The sequence below is a fragment of the Roseobacter litoralis Och 149 genome (genome assembly GCF_000154785.2).
GTDB lineage: Bacteria > Pseudomonadota > Alphaproteobacteria > Rhodobacterales > Rhodobacteraceae > Roseobacter > Roseobacter litoralis.
The window spans coordinates 2,753,771-2,771,332 of sequence record NC_015730.1 but is presented as its reverse complement, the minus strand read 5'-3'; the positions used below and the strand labels follow the sequence as shown (position 1 = coordinate 2,771,332).

19 protein-coding genes are annotated in these 17,562 nt (G+C 57.2%); 9 read left to right on the top strand and 10 right to left on the bottom strand.

Annotated features, from left to right (window positions below):
- Positions 1-112: 112 nt before the first annotated feature.
- Both RLO149_RS13175 and RLO149_RS13170 read left to right on the top strand, forming a co-directional pair.
- Positions 113-526 (top strand): Hsp20 family protein, encoded by a 414-nt coding sequence (locus RLO149_RS13175; protein ID WP_013962589.1) that lies wholly within the window; start codon positions 113-115, stop codon positions 524-526.
- Positions 527-530: 4 nt separating this feature from the next.
- Entirely contained in the window at positions 531-755 is a 225-nt protein-coding gene (locus RLO149_RS13170; protein ID WP_013962588.1) for a DUF1150 family protein, read from the top strand.
- Positions 756-817: 62 nt separating this feature from the next.
- On the opposite strand, the gene RLO149_RS13165 is transcribed toward RLO149_RS13170, so the two are convergent.
- On the bottom strand, positions 818-2,137 hold the full coding sequence (locus tag RLO149_RS13165; RefSeq protein WP_013962587.1) for a cytochrome P450: 1,320 nt from the start codon (positions 2,135-2,137) through the stop codon (positions 818-820).
- Positions 2,138-2,288: 151 nt separating this feature from the next.
- On the bottom strand, positions 2,289-3,269 hold the full coding sequence (gene trxB, locus RLO149_RS13160) for a thioredoxin-disulfide reductase (protein ID WP_013962586.1): 981 nt from the start codon (positions 3,267-3,269) through the stop codon (positions 2,289-2,291).
- Positions 3,270-3,468: 199 nt separating this feature from the next.
- On the opposite strand from trxB, the gene RLO149_RS13155 reads away from it, so the two are divergent.
- Positions 3,469-3,966, top strand: a complete 498-nt coding sequence (locus RLO149_RS13155; protein WP_013962585.1) for an Lrp/AsnC family transcriptional regulator — start codon at positions 3,469-3,471, stop codon at positions 3,964-3,966.
- A 12-nt stretch (positions 3,967-3,978) separates the two neighbouring features.
- Here the strand turns inward: RLO149_RS13155 and RLO149_RS13150 are convergent, their stop codons facing one another.
- The 4 genes from RLO149_RS13150 to lgt all read right to left on the bottom strand — a co-directional run bounded on the left by RLO149_RS13150 (position 3,979) and on the right by lgt (position 7,680).
- Entirely contained in the window at positions 3,979-4,722 is a 744-nt protein-coding gene (locus RLO149_RS13150) for a Hint domain-containing protein (protein ID WP_013962584.1), read from the bottom strand.
- A gap of 266 nt (positions 4,723-4,988) precedes the next feature.
- Positions 4,989-5,744: a peptidoglycan editing factor PgeF gene (gene pgeF / locus RLO149_RS13145; RefSeq protein ID WP_013962583.1), complete on the bottom strand. Its 756-nt coding sequence runs from the start codon at positions 5,742-5,744 to the stop codon at positions 4,989-4,991.
- Positions 5,741-6,799 carry a class I SAM-dependent methyltransferase gene (locus RLO149_RS13140; RefSeq protein WP_013962582.1) on the bottom strand — a complete coding sequence of 353 codons (1,059 nt, stop codon included), beginning with the start codon at positions 6,797-6,799 and terminating at the stop codon, positions 5,741-5,743. The genes pgeF and RLO149_RS13140 overlap by 4 nt, the downstream gene beginning before the upstream one ends.
- Positions 6,796-7,680, bottom strand: a complete 885-nt coding sequence (lgt, locus tag RLO149_RS13135; RefSeq protein ID WP_013962581.1) for a prolipoprotein diacylglyceryl transferase — start codon at positions 7,678-7,680, stop codon at positions 6,796-6,798. The genes RLO149_RS13140 and lgt overlap by 4 nt, the downstream gene beginning before the upstream one ends.
- A gap of 93 nt (positions 7,681-7,773) precedes the next feature.
- Here lgt and RLO149_RS13130 point away from each other — a divergent pair, with 93 nt between their 5' ends.
- The 5 genes from RLO149_RS13130 (at position 7,774) to RLO149_RS13110 (ending at position 10,985) form a co-directional block, all read left to right on the top strand.
- Entirely contained in the window at positions 7,774-8,016 is a 243-nt protein-coding gene (locus RLO149_RS13130) for an accessory factor UbiK family protein (RefSeq protein ID WP_013962580.1), read from the top strand.
- A 330-nt stretch (positions 8,017-8,346) separates the two neighbouring features.
- On the top strand, positions 8,347-8,847 hold the full coding sequence (locus RLO149_RS13125; RefSeq protein WP_013962579.1) for a type III secretion system chaperone family protein: 501 nt from the start codon (positions 8,347-8,349) through the stop codon (positions 8,845-8,847).
- A gap of 41 nt (positions 8,848-8,888) precedes the next feature.
- The gene (proC, locus tag RLO149_RS13120) at positions 8,889-9,704 is read left to right on the top strand and encodes a pyrroline-5-carboxylate reductase (protein ID WP_013962578.1); all 816 of its coding nucleotides are present in this window, start codon (positions 8,889-8,891) and stop codon (positions 9,702-9,704) included.
- Positions 9,697-10,035 carry a tRNA-binding protein gene (locus RLO149_RS13115; protein ID WP_013962577.1) on the top strand — a complete coding sequence of 113 codons (339 nt, stop codon included), beginning with the start codon at positions 9,697-9,699 and terminating at the stop codon, positions 10,033-10,035. The genes proC and RLO149_RS13115 overlap by 8 nt, the downstream gene beginning before the upstream one ends.
- An 11-nt stretch (positions 10,036-10,046) precedes the next feature.
- Positions 10,047-10,985: a 2-hydroxyacid dehydrogenase gene (locus RLO149_RS13110; RefSeq protein ID WP_013962576.1), complete on the top strand. Its 939-nt coding sequence runs from the start codon at positions 10,047-10,049 to the stop codon at positions 10,983-10,985.
- On the opposite strand, the gene RLO149_RS13105 is transcribed toward RLO149_RS13110, so the two are convergent.
- Positions 10,982-11,563, bottom strand: a complete 582-nt coding sequence (locus RLO149_RS13105) for a thymidine kinase (protein ID WP_013962575.1) — start codon at positions 11,561-11,563, stop codon at positions 10,982-10,984. The two genes, RLO149_RS13110 and RLO149_RS13105, sit on opposite strands and share 4 nt — an antisense overlap.
- A 281-nt stretch (positions 11,564-11,844) precedes the next feature.
- On the opposite strand from RLO149_RS13105, the gene RLO149_RS13100 reads away from it, so the two are divergent.
- Complete coding sequence (locus RLO149_RS13100) at positions 11,845-12,309, top strand: hypothetical protein (RefSeq protein ID WP_013962574.1); 465 nt, start codon at positions 11,845-11,847, stop codon at positions 12,307-12,309.
- Positions 12,310-12,327: 18 nt separating this feature from the next.
- Here the strand turns inward: RLO149_RS13100 and RLO149_RS13095 are convergent, their stop codons facing one another.
- The 3 genes from RLO149_RS13095 to carB form a co-directional block, all read right to left on the bottom strand.
- Positions 12,328-13,452, bottom strand: a complete 1,125-nt coding sequence (locus RLO149_RS13095) for a beta-ketoacyl-ACP synthase III (protein ID WP_013962573.1) — start codon at positions 13,450-13,452, stop codon at positions 12,328-12,330.
- Positions 13,453-13,559: 107 nt separating this feature from the next.
- Positions 13,560-13,862, bottom strand: coding sequence for a hypothetical protein (locus RLO149_RS13090; RefSeq protein ID WP_013962572.1), 303 nt, complete (start codon positions 13,860-13,862; stop codon positions 13,560-13,562).
- A 340-nt stretch (positions 13,863-14,202) separates the two neighbouring features.
- Positions 14,203-17,562: a carbamoyl-phosphate synthase large subunit gene (gene carB, locus RLO149_RS13080; RefSeq protein ID WP_013962570.1), complete on the bottom strand. Its 3,360-nt coding sequence runs from the start codon at positions 17,560-17,562 to the stop codon at positions 14,203-14,205.

The following is a 17,562-nucleotide window of genomic DNA, read 5'->3' as shown; positions in this document are numbered from 1 at the left end:
CTTTGAGCGCATAGCCCTTGCTTTGCGCGGCAAGCCTTCCCATATTCACTATTGCCGGTTGCCTTAAAGGGGCCGGCGCTGACTGTCGCTTAATCCTAAAAGGACGTGTCGCATGACAAAAATGACGCTGGCTTCATACCCACATATGTTGGGATTTGAACAACTGGAACGCTTGCTTGAACGCACTGCGAAATCAGGCAACGAAGGGTATCCGCCGTTTAACATCGAACAGACGTCGGAGTTTTCATACCGCATCACATTGGCCGTTGCCGGTTTTTCCGAGAACGATCTGTCGATCACCGTTGAGGACCGCCAGTTGGTCATCCGGGGGCGGCAGACAGATGACAGCGAAGGGCGTGTGTTCTTGCACAGAGGCATTGCCGCACGGCAGTTTCAACGCAGCTTTGTGCTGGCGGAAGGTGTTGATGTAGGGGAGGCCGTGATGGAAAACGGTCTGCTTCATCTGGACCTCAGCCGCGAAAAAACACCAACCGTCGTTCAGACCATCAACATTAAAAAGGGGTAAGACCATGCAGGAGCCGTTTGAAACATCAACACGGGACAACCGTATCGTTTACGTCAAAGCAGTTGATGTCAGCGATCTGCCGACCGAAGTGCAGGGCAAGATCGAAGGACTTGAACAGCTTTATGCGGTTCATGACAGTGACGGGCAGCAATTGGCGCTTGTCGCGGACAGAAAACTGGCCTTTGTGCTCGCGCGCCAGAATGATTATGCGCCGGTGCCTGTGCACTAACGCACAGCGATGGACCTTGTTTAAAAGCCGCGGACATTGCCGCGGCTTTTTCTTTTTCCGCTTCACCGCGCAGGCAGCAGAATTGGTAACCCGCCCTTTGGCTTCGGAATGGGCATTCTGTGCCATTCGGGCGGACCGCCGGGCAGTTCTATTTTGCGCTGACGCAAAAGTGTCGCGATGAACAGCTTGACCTGCATTGTAGCAAAATGCATGCCGATGCACTTGTGTGCGCCCCCACCAAAGGGCGTCCAGGCAAAGCGATGGATGCGGTCCTCCGCCCGGTCTGGTGCAAAGCGGTCGGGGTCAAACTGGGTCGGGTTTGTAAACAGCTCTGGTGAGAGCATTGTGACGCCGGGGTTCAGCGCAAGAGAGGTCCCGGCCGGGATATCATAGCCTTGCCAGTGAAAATCCTGTGTCGTCATGCGCGGAATAAACGGGACCGGCGGCACCAAACGCAGGGCTTCGCGGAAGACCTTGTCCGTCTCTTTCATCTGACCCAGCGCATCCTCGTTCAGCTCTGCATCCCCCAGGGCGTCCACCTCATCGATCAGGCGCTGTTGCCACTCGCCATGCGTGCCGAGGGCGGCCATGATCACCGTCAGAGACGTTGCCGTGGTATCATGTGCGGCCATGATCAACAGATTGAAATGATTCAGAATTTCGTCTTCGCTCCAGCCTTTACCGTCTTCGTCCGTGGCCATGCACATTTGCGAAAAGAAATCATCGCCCCCGTTTTTGCGCCTCTCTGGGATCAGTTTGCGAAAGGTTTCGCGCAGAAAATCACGCCCGCGCACACCATGCCACATCGGCGTAAACGGGATCGGAGCCCGGATCGGTGTGACCGAGGCGCGGATTTCGTCGGTGATCGCACGGTTGATCTGTTTAGCCAGATCACCGTCCAGCGGCAGACCCATGAATACCGCCCCCCCCATGCGCAGCGTCAGGTCTTTGATGGCCTCGTAAAAGTCGAAAGGGGCGTCCTTGGGCCAGTGCTGCAGCAGATCAAGCATGATCGCCCCCATCCGAACGCGGTAATCGCGAATGGCCGAGGCGCGAAAGGCAGCGGTCAGAATCCGGCGGTCCTGTCGGTGCTTGTCAAAGTCCTGAAGGATCAGCCCACCGGGATAGATGCGCCGTAACGCGTCCCACCCGCCCGCAGAGGAAAAGATCTTTTCCTTGTCGAGCAGCACATGTTCCAACGCGTCTGGTCCGCATAGGTTTACCCGCCACACGCCCAGCATTTTGGTTTTGTAAACAGAGCCGTAGCGCTTGATGTATTCTTGCTGCGTGCCATAGCTGTCCTTGGCGATTTTCAGCGTGTGGCCGATCAGGGGGGGCGTTGGGGGGCCGGGAATATGGGACAGGGCGGCTCGGGTTGGCATGATGGACCTCGCTTGAAACGGTGTAAGTGACCGGGCCACAAAAGCGGCATATCAAGCGTTATCCATAAGGCAGGTGAGTGTGCCCTTAATCCACCGTACGCACGCAACACCCCAGAGGGCTGCTGCATGTGCACTTTGGTGGCGCCAAAGCCTATTCGGCAGCGGCGACTTTTTCGTCGGTGCGCGCGACAGTTTCGTTTTCAGCGAGGAACTTTTCCGCTTCAAGCGCTGCCATACACCCCATCCCGGCTGAGGTGACAGCCTGGCGGTAAATATGGTCCGTCAAATCGCCCGCTGCAAAGACGCCGGGAATTGACGTCTCGGTGCTGTCCGGTTTGGTCACGACATAGCCGCCCATATGCGTTTCAAGCACGTCCTTTACCAGTTCGTTGGCAGGGGCATGTCCGATGGCCACAAAAACACCCTTTGCAGGGATTTCCGTGATTTCCGACGTTTTGGTGTTCCGAACGCGCACCGCTTCGACGCCGAGCGGGTTTTCCGTGCCGACGACTTCATCCAGTTCATGGAACCACAGGGGTTCGATCTTGGGGTTTTTCATCAACCGGTCAATCAGTATCTTTTCAGCCCGCAATTCATCCCGGCGGTGGACCAGCGTCACCTTGGAGGCGAAGTTTGTCAAAAACAGCGCTTCTTCCACGGCGGTGTTGCCCCCGCCGATGACGACAATCTCTTGGCCACGGTAGAAAAAACCATCGCAGGTCGCACAAGCGGAAACGCCAAATCCTTTGAATTTTTCCTCCGACGGCAACCCGAGCCATTTCGCCCGTGCCCCGGTCGCCAGAATGACAGCGTCGGCGATATAGGTCGTCCCGCTGTCGCCCTTTGCGACAAACGGGCGCTGCTCAAGGTTCAGGTCGGTAATGATGTCGCCGATGATCTCGGTGCCCACGGCCTTTGCGTGATCCTGCATGCGGATCATCAGGTCCGGCCCCTGAACTTCGCTGTCGCCGGGCCAGTTTTCGACCTCGGTGGTTGTGGTCAACTGTCCGCCCGGTTCAATGCCCTGCACCAGAATGGGTTCCAGCATCGCGCGGCTGGCATAAACGCCAGCGGTATATCCGGCAGGTCCGGACCCGATGATTAGAACGCGTGTGTGGCGTGTTTCGCCCATAAGAATCCCCGATCTCACTCATTGCAGCGGTTTTGGATATATAGATGCATCAGGGTGTCTTAAACCCCTCATCTGCCCGCATCCTGTGCAAAACACGCGCGGTTACTCAGATGTGAAGGAAAGAATCTTGCGCAACTGTGAAATATTATTGCGCATGTCGCATCGGTGATATAACAAACGCAAAAAAGAGGGAGCATGAATGCCAATGCGTTTGGATCAGATAGATCGTAAAATTCTTGCAGAATTGCAAGCTGACGGACGCATGACGAATGTGGAACTGGCAAAGCGTGTGGGCATTTCGGCACCCCCTTGTCTGCGCCGCGTCCGCACATTGGAAGAAGCCGGTTACATCAAGGGCTATCATGCCGAGGTTGATGCGCGCGAACTGGGCTTCGAGGTGCAGGTGTTTGCGATGGTTGGTCTGGCCAGTCAGGCAGAATCGGACCTGACGGCTTTCGAGGACCGCTGCCGCGCCTGGCCGCTTGTGCGCGAGTGTCACATGCTCAACGGTGAGGTGGATTTCATCCTGAAATGCGCAGCCCCGGATTTATCCAGTTTTCAGCGTTTTTTGACTGGTGACCTTTTGACGACGCATAATGTGGCGAGCGTCAAAACTTCGCTTGTGATCCGGGTGGCCAAAGATGACCCGGGTGTATCGTTTGACGTCCTTGAGGAACGTCTGGCCGAAACAGCCTGATAGGCGCGCCGTTCAGTTCGACACGCTTGGGTATCGGCGTGATCCAAAAGCACTCAGATGTTCGACATGCGGAAACAGCGACAGATAGGCATCACGCAGCGTTTGTGAAAAATGCGCAACCGGGTCGGTGCCCGGGTGAAAGCTCTCGATTTGCAGGCCACTTGCGATCACGGCCCCATGATTTCGCAGTCCGATATGAAACAGGCGGATAGTTGAGGGGGGCATTGTCTCGATCACATTCACGCCGTCGAGAAACCTGTTTACGGGCGACATGAGTTGTTGAGGTGATGCTGTGTTGCGCAGGTCCGGCGGTGTTTGCAACACGCGCGCCGCCGGCCCAAGGCAGACAGAGTTTTCCGGGCGGTTCATACCGAAACTATCCGCCATGATACGGGTGAGACGCAGTCGTGCACCACTGTCCCGGGGCGCAAAGAGGGTGGAGCCGATCCAGGTGACCTGCTCAAATGTGCCTTCTGCCGTTTTCAGCACATCGCCGGGGCGTAGATCTTCAATCGCGATATATTGCTGTTTTGACTGCAAGAGGGTGCCCTGTGCGAAAGCTGCAAACACCCGATCAAATTCTGGCAACGTCGGGACGCGGCGCTGCCTTGCAACAACACGACCGTCGTCAGCCAATGCCGCAACCTCGGCGATGCGAACGCCGAAATCGGGCCTGATTTTAGCTGATGGCGCAGGGTGATGCGCGCAATCCGGGCTGACGGCTACCGCAGGCGGCACTAAAGGCGACAGTTTCATAGGGTAACCCTTGCGTTTGGTCACACCCCGTGTCGGCCCCCACCGACGAGCACGGAAAGGACAGTTACAGTTCTTTCCCGTTCAGGAGCTTTCAGCATCGCACATGCCAGCGGTCCGGTCAAAAAATCGCTGGGATTGTTCACCGACGTAGTATTAACAGGTCTGCTTCTGCGGTTTGTTTCACCAACCTCGAACCTGCGGCCGCAATTTTGCATTGAAAGGGGGCGCGCGTCCTTCGGAGCGCACTGGTCAAAGACTGTGACGCGCTAGAGGCGAATCGCAGCGATCAAGCGCCCGTAATCAGCCTCTTTGGCATGCGTGGACCGCCGGTAGGAATAGAAACGCTCAGGGTCGGCGTAGGTGCAGTGTCTGGTCCACTCTGCATGGCCGACGCCTGCTTCTCGCAGCCGGTGCAGTCCAAAGCCGGGCAGGTCAAATTGCATCCGGTCCTCGGCGCCACCGGCAAAAAACCGGGCGTACTGCTGATCCTCGCACATGAATGCATCAAAGAATTCCGGCCCAACTTCGTAGGCGGGTTGGGAAATGCTTGGGCCGATAATGGCAACGATATTATCGCGCCGTGCCCCTTGTTCAATCATCGCATCAATGGTTGCTTCCAAAATGCCTTCCAAAGCGCCGCGCCAGCCCGCATGCGCTGCTGCAATCACGCCTGCGTCCTTGTCGGCGAAAAGAACGGGCTGACAATCCGCTGTCAGAACTGAAATCGCGATGCCGGGTGTTGAAGTCACCAGCGCGTCGGCGCGGGTCGTGCCCTGATGAGGCTGGTCAATGGTTGCCGCCTCAGCTGAATGGACTTGGTGGACACCGATCAGGCAATCGGGCGGAACCGATAGTGCATCTGACACCCTCTTGCGGTTGATCGCTACGATTTCCGACTGGTCGGAACTGCCATACCCACAATTCAGCCCGGCAAAGACACCCGAAGACGCCCCCCCACGACGCGTAAAGAAGCCGTGTTGTATTGGGGAGAGGCTATCGGCTGTCAGTATTTCAAGGGTCATATTTCCAATCCCGCGGGGGGTGCCTTTCCATGCGGAAAGAGACCGAGCACTTTGAACAGGTTTCCCATTTCCGCCGGGTGCGTCAAGCGGCGATGTGCCTGAATGTGGATTTCGAGCTGCTCTTTGGACAGGTTTTGCGCAAGGTGCTGCGCGCGTTGTGCAATGCCCAGACGTTCCAGAAACACACCTTGCGGTGTCAGCCGCGAATAGGCGCAACGGGCCGCCTGCGCGAGGGCTTCAAAATCTACATGCGCGGTCAGATCGCTTTCGCCCGGGTGATCCAGAATGCCTGTGAACTGATGGCGACGCACGGCTTGCAGTGTATCGCCGAGGCTGTGCCAATCGCCGTAGTCTATGATCAGACCCACGCCCCCGTGGGCTTCGATGCGGCCACCCAACTGCGAAAGAATGGGTGCTGCGGCGGGAGTGTATTCGACAACGTCGTTGTCTTTTGTGTCTGACAGGCGGTCATTCAATGCGGGTTGAGGTGTTTCTGCGCCCAGCCCAAATATGAGTTCGTCGCCATCGCTCCCGATCTGACGCTCGCGCCAATGCGCGCCTGACCTTACAAACTGGCGGACGGGCAGGGCGTCAAAGAACTCATTGGCAATCACGAACAAGGGCTGTTGCGGTAGCGTGGATACTTCAGTCACAAATGCAATGTCATGGTCTTTGAGGGTATCGCGCTGGATAGACTGCAGCCTTGGTGATGCTTCGACAAGGATGATTTCCGCGGCGTGCAAAAAGGCCGGAACCTGAGAGGTTGCGCGTAAAACATCAGCCATCAGTGTTCCGCGTCCGGGCCCAAGTTCCACGAGGGAAAAAGGCGTCGGCTGACCCTGATCTATCCATGTCTGCACAAGACAAAGGCCGATCAACTCACCAAACATCTGGCTGATTTCAGGGGCAGTGGTGAAATCACCTGCGCTGCCAAAGGGCATCTGGGTCGTGTAGTATCCAAGCGTGGGGTGGAGCAGGCACTCGCCCATGTACTCTGCAACCGACATCGGCCCATGCGCGGTGATCCGCGCGATAAGTTGGTCCTTAAGGGTCACGGGCGTCGCTTGGCGTGAGCCACAAGCCAAAGCCCGAGAATGATCATCGGAACGGACAGACATTGCCCCATGGTGAGCCCCCAGCCGTCGATTTGCCACGCAAGACCGAGCGGATTACCGGCGGATATGAACTGGGCATCGGGTTGTCGGAAGAATTCCACGAGAAAGCGCGAAACCCCGTATCCGGCAAAGAAGACACCTGCAACACGGCCCGGTGTTTTCAGCGCGTCCTGTCGCCAGACGATCCAGATCAGCAAGGCGCCCAGTATCAGACCTTCAAGCCCGGCCTCGTAAAGCTGTGACGGGTGGCGTGCGCATATCCCTTCAATGCCGGGGCAATCCTGTGCTGCCGCGCCGGGAAAAGCAACGCCCCAAGGCATATGTGTTGGTCGGCCCCAAAGCTCGGCGTTTATGAAATTGGCCAATCGTCCCAGCAGCAGTCCCGGCGGCACACCAAGCGCCATGATATCTGCAGCACTGAGCCGTGCGATCCTGTGCCGCCATGTGTAGATGAAGCCCGCGACAACGACACCCAGCAGCCCCCCATGGAAGGCCATTCCCCCTTGCCAGACGGCCAGAATTTCGGATGGGTTTTGCAGGTAATAGCCGGGCTGATAGAAAAATACATATCCCAGCCGGCCCCCAAGGATCACGCCCAGAATGACCCATGTGAGCAGGTCCTCTATTTGGGCGGCTGTCATTGCGGGTTGCTCATTGCGCCATAGATCGGGTTGTTTGACGGCGCGCACCACCAGCCGCCAGCCTAAAACGATGCCGACGATGTAGGCCAATGCATACCAGCGCAGTGCGAGTTCGAACCCGAAGACTGAGATCGAAAATATCTCTGGTGAAATATCTGGAAAAGGAATGGTGGCGCGCATGTCGCATGCATGCCCTTGCGACTTGTAGGAAGTCAACCTTGCAGAGCAGGGTCGGCGGGTCCATATAAAGAGTAAGCAAAGCGGAGAAAACAGATGCAGACGCGCAATAAGATTTTTGATGATATCTCGCAGTTGATGACAAATGCGATGGGGGTGGCCCAAGGCGCGCGCGATGAGGCGGAAACCGCGGTGAAGGGCATGATGGATCGCTGGCTTGCGGATCGCGATTTTGTGACCCGTGAGGAGTTCGATGCAGTGCGCGCGATGGCGCAAAAGGCGCGTGAGGAGAACGAAGCGCTCAAAGCGCGCCTCGATTCGCTTGAAGCCAAAAGCTGATCCAAAGGCGGCGCTGACGCGCCATTCCATTTTTTATTTGGCGCGATGTGCCAAGGAACGGGCCTGAAACCGGCGCAGTGTGTTAACAGTCGGTTGACGCACCAGGTCGTCCGTCGGCATTTGTTAACAGACGCCAAGAAATTGGGCCCAAATTCAAAGTATCCACAAGTTATTGTAGGTTACCCCAAGAATAGGGGTTGCCAGAGCCGCATTCGCACCGCACCATATCTGGTATGGACGCGGGGGCTCGCCCCGCTCTGTAGAGCAGGCACCTAGCCTTGGGGGCTATTTGAGACCTCCTTCGCTAGAGCGATAAAAAGAGGTAACACCATGGCCTTGTCCGAGCAGTATCTTGAAGACGACATTCACCCCATCGACATAGTTGAACATCTGGCAGCCCATCACGATTGGGATTTCGACCGGATTTCTGATGAGCAGATCGCCATGGCCGTCGAGGGCCAGTGGCGCACGTATTCGCTGACCCTTGCGTGGTCGGCCTATGACGAAACGCTGCGGATGGTGTGTACCTTTGATATGGAGCCACCGGAAGAAAAGCACGCAGCACTTTATGAATTGCTGAACAATGTAAATGATCAGTGCTGGGCGGGGGCGTTCACCTATTGGGATGAGCAGAAGCTGATGGTGTATCGCTACGGTCTGGTGCTTGCAGGCGGTAACGTCGCCAGTACAGAGCAGATAGATACGATGATCAGCGCTGCCGTCATGAGTGCGGAGCGTTACTATCCTGCGATGCAATTGCTGGTTTGGGGAAACCAAAGCCCGAAGCAGGCGCTTGAGGTCGCCATTGCAGAGGCTTACGGACGCGCGTAAAACACACCTCGGGACAAGATACTTCCGGGGGAGATCACATCATGCATGACAGTCGGGTTGCCACCGAGGGCCTTGTGCTCTTGGGCTGCGGTAAGATGGGGTCGGCGATGCTGGCCGGGTGGCTGGAGGCCGGATTGCCCGCAAATTCCGTCTGGGTGGTGGATCCTAACCCCTCTGACTGGTTGTCGGGAACTGGCGTAGACCTCAGCGGGACACTGCCGGAGGCGCCCGCCGTCGTTCTGGTTGCCGTCAAGCCGCAGATGATGGCGCAGGCGTTGCCGCTTTTAAAGCGCATGGGAAATGGCGATACGCTTTTTATCAGCGTTGCTGCGGGCATAACACTGGCTGCTTTTGAACAGATTTTGGGTGAGCAGACGCCGATCGTGCGCGCCATGCCGAACACACCGGCGGCCATATCGCGGGGCATCACCGCAATCGTGGGCAACGGTGCTGCGAGCGCGCAGCATCTGGGTGAGGCTGAGGCCCTGTTGCAGGCTGTGGGCGAGGTCGTGCATGTGCCGGATGAGGGCCAGATTGACGCCGTAACAGGTGTCAGCGGCTCGGGCCCGGCATATGTATTTCACATGATCGAAACACTGGCGCAGGCCGGGCAGGCGCAGGGGCTGGACGCTGAAACGGCCATGCGGCTGGCCAAGGCGACGGTCGCCGGGGCAGGTGCGCTGGCGATGACCTCCGAAGAGACACCGGAACAGCTGCGGATCAATGTGACGTCACCGAACGGGACCACACAGGCCGCGTTGGAAGTCTTGATGGATGAAAGCACCGGTTTCCCATCCCTCATGGCGCGCGCAGTCAAAGCAGCGGCAGACAGATCGCGAGAGCTTGCCAATGAGTGAGATTACTTTCGACGATTTCATGAAGGTGGATATCCGTACTGGTGTCGTTGTGCGCGCAGAACCGTTTCCCGAGGCCCGCAAGCCCGCCATCAAGATGTGGATCGATTTTGGGCCTGACATTGGTGAGAAAAAAACATCTGCACAGATCACCGTTCATTACACATCCGAAAGCCTTGTCGGGAAAAGGGTTATGGCAGTGGTGAACTTTCCGCCGCGCCAGATCGGGCCATTTATATCCGAAGTACTTGTTTTGGGTGTGCCGGATGAACAGGGTGCGGTTGTTCTGATCAGCCCCGACCAAGACGTACCAACTGGAGGACGGATGCATTGACCAGAATTTATATGGCGAGACCACTGCCGAAACGTGTTCAGGATGCCGCGCGCGCTCAATTTGATGTGACCGTCCGCGAGATCACCACCCCGCTGACGGGTGATGAAATGCGCATGGCGCTTTCTGAGTTCGATGGCGTTGTGCCAACGCTTGGCGACATGTTCACCGCTGAGGTCTTTGCGGATGTGCCCAAGCCAAGGTGTCAGGTGCTGGCGAATTTTGGCGTCGGGTACAATCACATCGACGTCGCGGCGGCAAAGGCGGCCGGGATCGCCGTGAGCAACACGCCCGGTGCGGTCACGGATGCCACTGCTGACACGGCCATGTGCCTGATGCTGATGAGTGCGCGTCGTGCCGGTGAAGGTGAGCGGCTGTTGCGCGCGGGACAGTGGGAAGGTTGGCATCCGACGCAGCTGTTGGGGATGCATCTTGGTGGCAGAACGGTCGGGATCGTCGGCATGGGACGGATCGGACAGGCAATTGCACGCCGCTGCAGCCATGGCTTCGGGATGCGGATTGCCTATCACAGCCGGTCGCCAAAAGAGCTTGATTTCGAGGCTGAGCGCAAGGGCAGTCTGCTGGAGCTTGCCGCGAGCGTCGACGTGTTGGTGATTGCCGTGCCCGGCGGGGCAGAGACCCATCACCTGATCAACGCCGAGGTGCTGTCCGCGATGCAACCTCATGCGCATCTCGTGAACATCGCGCGTGGCAATGTCGTCGAGGAATCCGCGTTGATTGCAGCGCTGCAGGCGGGGCAGATCGCGGGTGCGGGCCTTGATGTCTATGAATTCGAGCCCGAAGTGCCCAAGGCCCTGATCGCCATGGAAAACGTCGCCCTCTTGCCGCATCTCGGTACCGCAGCGTTGGAGGTGCGGGAAGACATGGGGATGATGAGTGTTGATAACCTCAAGGCGTTTTTTGCAGGCACCCCGTTGCCGAACGCGGTTTAGCGGTCGCCGACAGCTTCGCGCCAATGGCGGCGGCACAGTGATACATATGTCTCGTTGCCGCCGACCTGTATTTGCGCGCCATCGCGCAGAACGGTCCCGTTTTCGTCTTTGCGGATGACCATGCTGGCTTTCTTGCCGCAATGACAAATGGTGCGCACCTCGCGCATTTCATCAGCCAGCGCCAGCAGTGTTGCGGACCCTGGAAACAGTTCGCCGCGAAAATCCACCCGCAGCCCAAAGCACATGACGGGCACGCCCAGATCATCCACCGCGCGCGCCAGTTGCCACACCTGTTCTGCGCTGAGAAATTGCGCCTCATCCACAAACACGCACGCAACCGGGCCTTCTTTCAGCCGGTTTGCGATTTTGGAGAAAAGGTTCTCTCCTGTCGTGAAGGTGTCCGCTGGCTCACCGATTCCAATGCGCGAGGCAATACGACCGTCGCCTGCCCGGTCATCCACTTGTGCGGTGATCAGGAATGGCACCATGCCGCGCTCTTTGTAGTTATGCGCGGCCTGTAACAGAACGGTCGATTTTCCGGCGTTCATTGTGGAGTAGTTGAAGTAAAGCTTGGCCATGCGGTTTGATAGGCTTTGCAGGTTTGCGCTGCAATAGACCAAAGCAGCCCTAAAAGGGCCAATGTGCTGCTGTCAGCAGATGCTGACCCACCGTTTCCCTGACGGTGGTACACATTCGGCCTCACCAAAACCGGCGTTGGGGGCGCCGGCTACTCATCATCCCCCGAACAGTTGGGAGTGCTTTTATAAATGACATTTCCCAAACATCTGATTAATGGGTAAAAACCGTTTGGTGTTCCCCGTTGGGGCAGGAAGATACCGAAACCGATAAGGAGCCTTAAATGACAGCTGTCGGCAGATACCTAAAGAAACATACTGAAGCGCTGGTCAAGGATGTCGGCGTCGAACAGGCCTGCATCGTCACGGGTAAATCAAAGGCGACCCTTGGGCGGTATTATTCCGACCACGACGAACACGCAGATCGGTTCATGCCGATCGAGGCTGTCGCGCTTTTGGAAAAGGCTGCAAGCTATCCGCATGTAACAGGGGCCTTGGCCGAATTGTCAGGATCGTCGCTGCAATATGACGAGCGGCGCCCCAATCAGGAACGTCCGGGCGGTGTGAATGCGGATGTGATTGCCCTCAGCCAACGGTTTGCAATGTTGATGGGCGAATACCAGCAATCCATGGAAGATGGAAAAATCACGGTCAATGAAGCGAAACGCCTTCTGAAAGAAACCACGATGCTGCAACAGGTTCTGATAGACATGAAGCTGCATCTGGAAAACGATCACGGCGGGGCGTGAACGCAGACGAAAACCGCGTTAAATGTGACGCTTGAGCAGGACAGACCCGACCGAGTATCCGGCCCCGAAAGAACAGATCAGCCCCAGGTCACCCGCCTGTAAATCTTTCGAGTATTTTGAGAATGCGATGATGGAGCCTGCCGATGAGGTATTGGCATAGTCTTGCAGGATATTTGGCTGCTCTGCCGGTTGTGGGGTGCGTCCGAGCACCTTGCGCCCGATGAAGTCATTCATGGTCTTGTTGGCCTGATGTAGCCAAAGGCGTTTCAGATCTGCTGCGACCACGTTCTCGGATGTCAGATGCGCACTGATGTGCTCAGACACCATCGGCAGCACTTCCTTGAATACTTTGCGCCCGTTTTGCATGAATTGCATGTCGCGCCGGTCTGCCATTCCCGCAGGGCGGGACCGGCGCAGATAGCCGTTGTTGTTGCGAATGTTGTTTGAGAATTCCGTCGCGCAGCGTGTTGACTTTACTTCGAAATATCCAGCTGTCGCGTCATCTGCCCGTTCGATCAGCGTGGCGGTGGCCACATCGCCAAAGATGAAGTGGCAGTCGCGGTCCCGCCATTCCAGATGCGCTGAGCAGATTTCAGGGTTGATCACCAGCGCGCGGCGCACGCTGCCCGACCGGATCATATCGGCCGCTGTCTGGATGCCGAAGGTTGCCGACGAACAGGCCACATTCATGTCAAAGGCAAAACCGCCCGCGCCAAGAAGGCTCTGAATTTCAACGGCAATTGCCGGGTATGCGCGTTCCATATTGGAAGCCGCGCAAATAACGAGATCAACCCCGCCAGCGTCCTTGCCCGCCTGCAAGAGCGCTTTGTGCGCCGCATCAACGCCCATTTCCGCCATCAGCGAGGGTTCGTCATCACGGCGTTGCCGCAGCAGCGGGTGCATGACCGAAGGGTCAAGAATACCTTCTTTGTCAATGACATAGCGCTGTTTGATGCCGGATGCCTTGACGATAAAGTCTTCGGATGAATGCTCCTTGGCGGGCACCTCGCCCGCAGCAATCGCAGCCGCATTTTCCGCGTTATAGAAGTCCGCATGGGCATTGAAGGCCACGACCAGTTCCGCGTTGGTTATGACATTTTCAGGCGTAAAAACACCGGTTCCGGTTATGGCTGGTCTGTGCATTTGGTCCTCCGACGCGTCCCCAAGTGAGACCGGATATATTCACCTGGGTCAAGCATGCCGACATGAGATGACGCAGCGTTGGTGCGATACAGTGGGGGCTTTCGCGCCTATTGGCCGGTCGGGACGGAGTAGACCACAAAGCCGTCTTGCCGGAAAACCTCAGTTGCGCCCGTATTCAGGGCGAATTCATCCAATGTGCTCAGGTTTACGGGACATCCGACCAGAACGGCGGTATGATCAAGGTAATCAATCGTTTCAGCGGATTCACCCAACCGGCGGCAAGGATCACCGTCAGATGGATATCCTGAGCCAAAAAAGGGCAGGGTTGTTTCGGATGGCGCCGAAGGCTGTATCAAGGGCGCGCACGCGCAGACCAACGCTGTGGCGATCAGGCAAATATAAATGCGCATCCAAAACCTCGAAATTTGTGACGACCTGTTTGCGCTCAGATCATCATCTAACGCACGATGGCACAAGTATTTAAAACACGAGATCGTGCAAAGCCATGTCAGATCGTCGTACCGGCTGTGCGGACAAACCCAAGAATTTCTTTCGTCAGCATCCCCGTGCCGGTCGCAATCTGCATCAGGTCAAAGGCGCAGCCCGTGTTTGTTTCGATTGCCAAAGCGCCATCTGGCGTCAGGGAAAGTTCTGTGGACCCATAGCGGTTGGCACTGTGCCGCACGCAATGAAAAGTCACATAATCAAAGGTTTAGGTGGCGATTTTAGTCACCATAGAAGTGCGATTTATCACCCTTGCAGTGCTTTGACGCCCACATCCCCATCGGCCTGCGCGCGGATGGCGAGGGCTGCTGCATAGCTGCCAGCCGCCGTCGTGAAATACGGTATCTTATCATAGAGCGCGATTGAACGGATCGACTTGCTGTCGTCCACGGCTTGTGCGCCTTCGGTCGAGTTCATGACCAGATGGATCGCCTCATCCTTCATCATATCGGTTACGTCGGGGCGACCCTCATAGACCTTGTTGACGATGCCGCAGGCCATATCGTGTTCGTTCAGCCATTTTGCGGTCCCACGGGTGGCGACCAGAGTGAAGCCCTGCTCGAGCAAAATTCGTGCAGCGCTCAGCATGTCGTCTGTCTTGTCCGCATCCTTGATCGAGATAAACGCACAGCCATCCGAGGGCAGCGGATTGCCAGCGCCCATCTGCGCCTTGAGGAAGGCCCGGGGGAAATCGCGATCCCAACCCATCACCTCACCGGTGGAACGCATCTCCGGTCCCAGAATGGTGTCCACGCCGGGGAAACGCGCAAAGGGCAACACAGCCTCCTTGACCGAGAACCACGGCATGTTCGGGTCGGCCAGCGTCATGGGATCACCCAGCGGCAAGACGTCTTCGTAGGCCGCATCTGCGTCATAGGCGGGGCGCAGCGGGAAATTGCTGAGCGGCTCGCCAGCCATGATGCGCGCGGCGATCGAGGCGATGGCCGAATCCGTGGCTTTGGCGACAAAGGGCACCGTGCGCGAGGCACGGGGGTTGACCTCAATCAGGTAAATCTCGCCGTCTTTGACCGCGAATTGGATATTCATCAGTCCGACCACATTGAGCGCTTTGGCCAGGGCGTACGTCTGTTCTTTGACCTGCTCAATGATTTCGGATTTTAGCGAATAGGGCGGCAGTGAACAGGCACTGTCGCCGGAATGCACGCCCGCCTCTTCGATGTGCTGCATCACGCCGGCCACGTGCACGTCCGTGCCATCACTCAGCGCATCAACGTCAAGCTCAACCGCGCCTGTGAGGTAACTGTCGAGCAGCACGGGGCTGTCGCCCGAGACCACGACCGCCTCGGAAATGTAGCGCTCAAGACTGGCCTGATCACGCACGATTTCCATCGCGCGACCGCCCAGCACATAGGACGGGCGGATGACCAGTGGAAAGCCGATTTCCTGCGCAATCTCCAAGGCTTCAGCATCAGAGTGGGCGATGCCGTTTTTCGGCTGTTTGAGACCCAGACCCTGCACCAGCTGCTGGAAACGTTCGCGGTCTTCGGCCAGATCGATGGCGTCCGGGGTCGTTCCGAGAATCGGAATACCGGCTTCTTCCAACGCATTGGCGAGCTTGAGCGGGGTTTGGCCGCCAAACTGCACAATCACACCGTGCAACGTGCCGTTCTCTTGCTCAACCCGCATGATTTCCATCACATGCTCAAAGGTCAGCGGCTCAAAATACAGCCGGTCAGAAGTGTCATAATCTGTCGAGACCGTCTCAGGATTGCAGTTGATCATGATCGTCTCATAGCCCGCTTCGGTGAGGGCATAGCAGGCATGACAGCAGCAATAGTCGAATTCGATCCCTTGGCCGATCCGGTTCGGGCCGCCGCCAAGGATGACAACTTTTTTGCGATTGGTCGGGCGGGCCTCGCATTCGGCTTCGCCAAAGACGGGTGCCTCATAGGTCGAGTACATGTAAGGTGTTTGCGCTTCGAATTCAGCGGCGCAGGTATCAATGCGCTTGAAGACTGCAACCACACCGTGGTCCAGGCGAGTGCGTCGGATGTCTGTTTCGTCGCGTTCTGTCAACTCGCCAAGGCGCGCATCGGTAAAGCCCAGCATCTTGAGATGGCGCAGCGCTTTTTCGCTCGCAGGAAGTCCTTGTGCGCGCAGGTCTTTTTCTGTCTCGATGATCTCGCGAATGCGCGCAAGGAACCACGGGTCGAACATGGTCACATCATGGATGTCCTCATCAGACAGCCCGTGGCGCATAGCCTGTGCGATTGTGCGCAACCGTTGTGGGGTCTGCTGGCTTATGGCCTTGACGATTGCGGCACGATTGGCCCCTTCGTCGACCCAATGACTGACACCAACACCGGGAATGTCTATCTCGTTGAACCCTGTCAGGTCCTCTTCCATCGAGGCCAGCGCTTTTTGCATGCTCTCGTGAATGGTGCGCCCGATGGACATCGCCTCGCCGACGCTTTTCATGGCCGTGGTAAGGTTCGGGGTGCTGCCGGGGAATTTCTCAAAAGCGAATTTGGGGATTTTGGTGACGACGTAGTCAATTGACGGCTCAAAACTGGCAGGCGTCACCTTGGTGATGTCGTTGTCCAACTCATCCAGCGTGTAGCCGACCGCAAGCTTGGCGGCAATTTTGGCAATCGGAAAACCTGTCGCCTTTGACGCCAAAGCAGACGAACGGGACACGCGGGGGTTCATTTCGATCACGACCATCCGGCCATCCGCAGGGTTGACCGCCCACTGCACATTCGACCCACCCGTCTCGACCCCGATCTCGCGCAGGACCGCAATCGAGTGGTTGCGCATGATCTGGTACTCTTTGTCCGTCAACGTGAGGGCAGGGGCCACGGTGATACTGTCGCCGGTGTGCACGCCCATCGGGTCCACATTCTCGATGGAACAGACGATGATGGCGTTGTCGGCAGTGTCGCGCACCACCTCCATCTCGAACTCTTTCCAGCCCAAAAGGCTTTCGTCCACAAGGATTTGGCCGACGGGTGATGCATCCATGCCCGAACGGCAGATTGCTTCATAGTCGTCGCGGTTATACGCCACGCCGCCGCCTGTGCCGCCCATCGTAAAGGCGGGGCGGATGATCGCGGGCAAGCCGACCTCTTCAAGGATTTCAAGCGCCAGACGCACGCCTTCCGCCAGATCTTTCTTGCCTTTGGCATCCTTGGGGGCGGTGACGATCGCGGCTTTGGGGTTTTCGATACCCAGCCGGTCCATCGCCTCGCGGAACAGCTTACGGTCTTCTGCCATTTCGATGGCTTCGCGTTTCGCCCCGATCATCTCGACGTTGAACTTGTCCAAAACGCCCATTTCTTCGAGCGCCAGTGACGTGTTCAATCCCGTTTGCCCGCCCATGGTGGGCAGCAGCGCATCGGGACGCTCTTTTTCGATGATTTTGGCGACCATTTCGGGGGTGATCGGTTCGATGTAGGTAGCGTCCGCCAGTTCGGGGTCGGTCATGATCGTCGCGGGGTTGGAATTCACGAGGATTACGCGGTAGCCTTCTTCTTTCAGCGCCTTGCAGGCTTGCGCACCTGAATAGTCGAATTCACAGGCTTGACCGATCACGATAGGGCCGGCACCGATTATCATGATGGAGTTGATGTCGGTTCTTTTCGGCAT